Consider the following 4,742-nt stretch of genomic DNA (forward strand, 5'->3'; position numbering starts at 1 on the left):
GTGGCCGAGGCGGCGGAGGAGCTGGCGCTGTCCACCTCGGCGGAGATGGCCAAGCCGCTGGACGACGCCCGCGGTGGCGTCGACGCCGGCATCGGCACCCTGCGGCAGTACGCGGAGTTGGGGCCGCTGCGCGGCGGCCGGACCCTGCACGGCGGCCGGTCCTCGATGGACTTCATGGCCCCCGAGCCGCGCGGTGTGGTCGCCGCGATCACCCCCTGGAACGACCCGGTGGCGGTCTCCTGCGGGCTGCTCGGCGCCGCCCTGGTCACCGGCAACGTGGTCCTCTACAAGCCGAGCGAGCGTACCCCGGCCACCGGCTGGCTGCTCGCGAGGGCGCTGGACTCGGCGCTGCCGGCCGGGGTGCTCTCCCTGCTCACCGGCGGGGCGGAGGTGGGCGCGGCGCTGGCCGGCCAGGACGTGGACGTGGTCGCCCACGTGGGTTCGACCGCCACCGGCCGGGCGATCGCCGCCGCCGGCGCCCGCACCGGCGCGAAGGTCCTGCTGGAGAACGGCGGCAGCGACCCGCTCGTCGTCGACGCGAACGTCGACCCGGTTTGGGCGGCGGAGCAGGCGGCGGTCGGCTGCTTCGCCAACGCCGGGCAGATCTGCGTCGCGGTGGAGCGGATCTACGTGCACCGGGACATCGCCGAGGACTTCGTGGACGCGCTGGTCGACCGCGCCGAGGCGCTCGCCACCGGACCCGGCCGGGACCCGAAGACCCAGCTCGGACCGCTGGTCGACCGGCGGCACCGGGACCACGTGCACGGGCAGGTGACCGCGGCGGTGGCCGAGGGGGCGCAGCTGCGCACCGGCGGGGTGGTACCGGACGGGCCGGGGGCCTTCTACCCGGCCACCGTGGTCACCGACTGCCGGCACGACATGGCCCTGGTCCGCGAGGAGACGTTCGGGCCGGTGGCTCCGGTGGTCGTGGTCGACTCGTTCAGCGAGGGGCTGCGCTGCGCCGCCGACTCGCCGTACGGGCTGGCGGCGACCGTGCTGACCGGGTCGATGAGCCACGCCCAGCGGGCCTGGCGGGAGCTGCCGGTGGGCACCGTGAAGGTCAACGCGGTGTTCGGGGGCGCGCCGGGCGGCGCCGCGCAGCCGCGCCGCGGCAGCGGCCAGGGCTTCGGGTACGGCCCCGAACTGCTGGACGAGTTCAGCACGGTGAAGACGGTGCACATCGAGGCGCCCGGCGGCGGCCACTGGTGACACCTACGACGGGAGCCCGGGACCTGCGCGGTCCCGGGCTCCTGTGCTGTCGCCGGCCGTCAGCGGCCGCCGCGCGCCTCGCGGGTGGCCTTGTCGTTCGCCTTCTGGATCGCCTTGACCAGTTCCGGCTTGGTCATCCGGGACCGGCCCGGGACGTCCAGCTTCTTGGCGACCTCCATCAGGTGTTCCTTCGGCGCGTTGGCGTCCACGCCGGCGGCCGTGGGGGCGCGCCGTTCCGGGCCACCGCCGGCGGCCTGCCGGTCGCTCGGGCCCTTGCGGCCCTTCGGCTCCCAGTGGTCGCCGACCTTCTCGAACTCGTGCTTGACCGCGGCGAACGCGGTGCGGTGCGCCCGCTGGCCCTCGCCGTACGTCTCGACCGCCGAGTCGTGCGTCTTCTCCCAGGTCCGCTGCGCCTTCGCCGGGGAGCGCCGCAGCGTGCTGGGCAGTACCTCGCGCCCGGGCATCTCGTCCTCCTCCGTCTCGCTGGGGTTCCCCTGACGGTTCCCCCACGCCCGGACGGCAAACCGGCACCCGGTTTGTCGATTTTCCCCACGGGGTACCGCCGGGCCACGCGCGGGAGGTGCGCCCCGGGCGGCGGAGGGAGCGGATCATGGCGGCGACGACGGAGCCGGTGGTCACCGGTCGGCAGCGGGGCCGCCTTCCCCGGCGGATGCGCCAGCTCAGCTGGGCGACCTGGCGCGGGGTGCTGGTCCGCAGCGCGCGGAACTTCGTGCGGGACAACTGCGCGGACTGGGCCGCCGCGCTCACCTACTACGGGGTGCTCGCGCTCTTCCCCGCCACCATCGTGGTGGTCGCCCTGGTCGGGTTGGTCTCCGACGGTGAGCGGACGGTGGACACGGTGATCGGCCTGGCCCGCGAGATCGGGGCCGGCTCGGTGGTCGGCAACGACGCCTTCGTCAGCGTGGTCCGCGGCGTGGTGACCCAGCGCGGACCGGTGCGGGTGCTGCTCAGTTTCGGTCTGCTCGGCGCGCTCTGGTCGGCGTCCGGATTCATCGGCGCGTTCACCCGGGCCTCCAACGCGATCTACGGCGTCGAGGAGGGCCGGCCCTTCTACCGGCTGCGGCCGGTGCAGATCGGGCTGGCCGCGCTGTCGCTGCTGCTGCTCGCGGTGGTGGCGACCGGCCTGATCGTCAGCGGCCCGGTCACCGACGCGGTGGGCGACCGGCTGCACGCCGGCGGGCTGGCCCGCCAGGTGTGGACGGTGGCGAAGTGGCCGCTGCTGGCCCTGGTGGCGATGACGCTGCTGTCGCTGCTGTTCTGGATCGCCCCGAACGTCCGGCAGCCGCGGTTCCGCTGGCTCACCCCGGGGGGCGCGCTGGCCCTGGTGGCCTGGGTGCTCGCCTCCTTCGGCTTCGGCCTCTACGTCGCCAACTTCGGCTCGTACGACGTCACCTACGGCAGCCTCGGCGCGGTGATCGCCTTCCTGGTCTGGCTCTACCTGTCCAACTGCGCCCTGATGCTCGGCGTGCAGGTCAACGCGGAACTCCAGCGGGGCCGGGTGATGCAGGCCGGCCACGACGATCCGGGGGAGCCGGTCCTGCCGCCGCGCACCCCGGCCGACTCCTGACCGGTACGCCCCGGTTCCTGGTCCACCGCCCGGCCCGGCACGGCCCCGGTTTACCGGCGGCCCTCCCGGGCATGTCTGTCGGCATGGAACGTGGCAACAGCAAGCACTCGCCGAGGGTCGACGACAACATGAGCCAGGACGTCAGCGGCCTCGTGCAGGGCCCGGGCGCCGGCGGCTCGCGCGTCGAGGAGTACCGCCAGCCGGAGCCGGCCGGCGAGGACCAGCCGGAGCCCAAGACGATGACGGCAGGCGCGAGTCGCGGCGGCAACCCGCAGGGGATGAGCATGGACGACGTCGAGGGGCGCAGCCGCCTCGGCCGGTTCATCACCATGACCGCCCTGCCCGGGGACCGCGAGGCGCTGCTGGCCAACGCGCGGGAGAACCAGGCGCCGGCCGACATCGTGGCCGCCCTGGAGGGCCTCCCCGACGGCACGCGTTACCAGACGGTTTCCGAGGTGTGGGCCGCACTCGGGCACAAGAACGAGACGACGCGCTGGTGAGCGGACCGGCCCACGATCCGCGACACGACACCGGCGGAACAGGAGGATCCCCGACATGAGCGGCGTCATGGAGCACGTGGACGTGTCCGTCCCGATCCGGACCGCCTACGACCAGTGGACCCAGTTCGAGGAGTTCCCGCACTTCATGGAGGGCGTCCAGGAGGTCCGGCAGCTCTCCGACACGATGACCCACTGGACGGTGGAGATCGCCGGCGTGAAGCGCGAGTTCGACGCCGAGATCACCGAGCAGCTGCCGGACGAGCGGGTGGCCTGGCGCTCCACCGAGGGCACCCAGCAGGCCGGCGTGGTGACCTTCCACCGCCTCGACGAGGGGCACACCCGGGTCACCCTGCAGATGGAGTTCGAGCCGCACGGCGTGGTCGAGCAGGCCGGCGACAAGCTCGGCGTGGTGGACCGGCGGGCCAAGGGCGACCTGGAGCGGTTCAAGCAGTTCATCGAGCGACGCGGTCAGGAGACCGGCGCCTGGCGGGGCTCGGTCGACCGGCCGACCCCCTGACCCCTCCCCCGCACAGGATTCGCGATGGCCGCCGGCGCGCCCGGCGGCCATCGCCGTGTCGGCGGCCGTTTGCGATCATCCGGCCCGGGTACCGCTGGGGAATGACCGACAACGACCGCCACGTGTGGCGCGACGAGGACCGCACTCCCCTGCACGAGCTGGACCGGGCGATCGCCCGGTCGACCCTCGACGGGCAGGCCGACGACGTCACCGGCAACGACGCCGGTGAGGAGTCCACGTTCGGCCACGGGCCCGAGGCGGTGGACCGGGGCGCCGGCCCGGAGGCCGAGCGCCAGGAGATGACCGACGCCGACCGGGCGTACCGACCGTCGACGACCGGACGGACCGGCCCGGACAACATGTGAACGCCAGCCCGGCGGGCTCAGGCCGCCGGGCGCGGCTGGCGTGATCCGGCGGCGTGCAGCGCCACCAGCGCCACCGTGAGCACCAGCAGGGTCGCCCCGAGCACCAGCACCGTGGTCCGCGCGAGCAGCACCCCGACGGCGGCCGGCACCAGCGCGGCCCCCACTCCGGCGGCGCCGATCTGGAGGCCGATGGCGCGGTCCGCGTGCGCCGCGCCGACCCGTTCCGCCGTGCTGAGGGTGAGCAGCGGGAAGACCGGTGCCGCGGCGAAGCCGACCACCAGCAGGCCGACCACCGTCACCCAGGCCGGGGCGGGCAGGGCGACCAGCGCGGCGCCCGCGACCAGGCCCAGCAGGCTGCCGCGCAGCACCCGGGCGGTGCCCCGCCGTTCCGCGACCAGCCCCTGCACCACCCGCCCGACGAACAGGCTGCCCCAGTAGCCGGAGACGCAGAGCCCGGCGACCGCCCGGCTGGAACTGGGCCAGGTCGCGCAGCATGTCGCGGACCGTACGGGAATGGAAGTCCTGCTGGGCGCGCATGCCCAGGGTGCCCTGGGTCTCGTTGT

7 protein-coding genes are annotated in these 4,742 nt (G+C 74.4%); 5 read left to right on the forward strand and 2 right to left on the reverse strand.

Annotation, left to right across the window (positions count from 1 at the left end):
• Nucleotides 1-1,209: aldehyde dehydrogenase family protein (locus ACWEVO_RS30390; protein ID WP_452310900.1), on the forward strand; the 1,209-nt coding region annotated here is incomplete at its 5' end.
• Nucleotides 1,210-1,268: 59 nt separating this feature from the next.
• On the opposite strand, the gene ACWEVO_RS30395 is transcribed toward ACWEVO_RS30390, so the two are convergent.
• Nucleotides 1,269-1,673 carry a ChaB family protein gene (locus tag ACWEVO_RS30395; protein ID WP_452310901.1) on the reverse strand — a complete coding sequence of 135 codons (405 nt, stop codon included), beginning with the start codon at nucleotides 1,671-1,673 and terminating at the stop codon, nucleotides 1,269-1,271.
• A 146-nt stretch (nucleotides 1,674-1,819) separates the two neighbouring features.
• Between ACWEVO_RS30395 and ACWEVO_RS30400 the strand changes: the two genes are divergently transcribed.
• The 4 genes from ACWEVO_RS30400 to ACWEVO_RS30415 all read left to right on the forward strand — a co-directional run bounded on the left by ACWEVO_RS30400 (nucleotide 1,820) and on the right by ACWEVO_RS30415 (nucleotide 4,179).
• Nucleotides 1,820-2,797: a YihY/virulence factor BrkB family protein gene (locus ACWEVO_RS30400; protein WP_452310902.1), complete on the forward strand. Its 978-nt coding sequence runs from the start codon at nucleotides 1,820-1,822 to the stop codon at nucleotides 2,795-2,797.
• A gap of 83 nt (nucleotides 2,798-2,880) precedes the next feature.
• Entirely contained in the window at nucleotides 2,881-3,297 is a 417-nt protein-coding gene (locus tag ACWEVO_RS30405; RefSeq protein ID WP_452310903.1) for a DUF2795 domain-containing protein, read from the forward strand.
• A 55-nt stretch (nucleotides 3,298-3,352) separates the two neighbouring features.
• Complete coding sequence (locus ACWEVO_RS30410; RefSeq protein WP_452310904.1) at nucleotides 3,353-3,814, forward strand: SRPBCC family protein; 462 nt, start codon at nucleotides 3,353-3,355, stop codon at nucleotides 3,812-3,814.
• A 101-nt stretch (nucleotides 3,815-3,915) separates the two neighbouring features.
• Nucleotides 3,916-4,179: a hypothetical protein gene (locus tag ACWEVO_RS30415; protein WP_452310905.1), complete on the forward strand. Its 264-nt coding sequence runs from the start codon at nucleotides 3,916-3,918 to the stop codon at nucleotides 4,177-4,179.
• Between the two features lie 17 nt (nucleotides 4,180-4,196).
• Here the strand turns inward: ACWEVO_RS30415 and ACWEVO_RS30420 are convergent, their stop codons facing one another.
• Nucleotides 4,197-4,589 (reverse strand): MFS transporter, encoded by a 393-nt coding sequence (locus tag ACWEVO_RS30420; protein ID WP_452310906.1) that lies wholly within the window; start codon nucleotides 4,587-4,589, stop codon nucleotides 4,197-4,199.
• Between the last annotated feature and the right edge of the window lie 153 nt (nucleotides 4,590-4,742).

Source organism: Micromonospora sp. NPDC003776, from assembly GCF_053605645.1.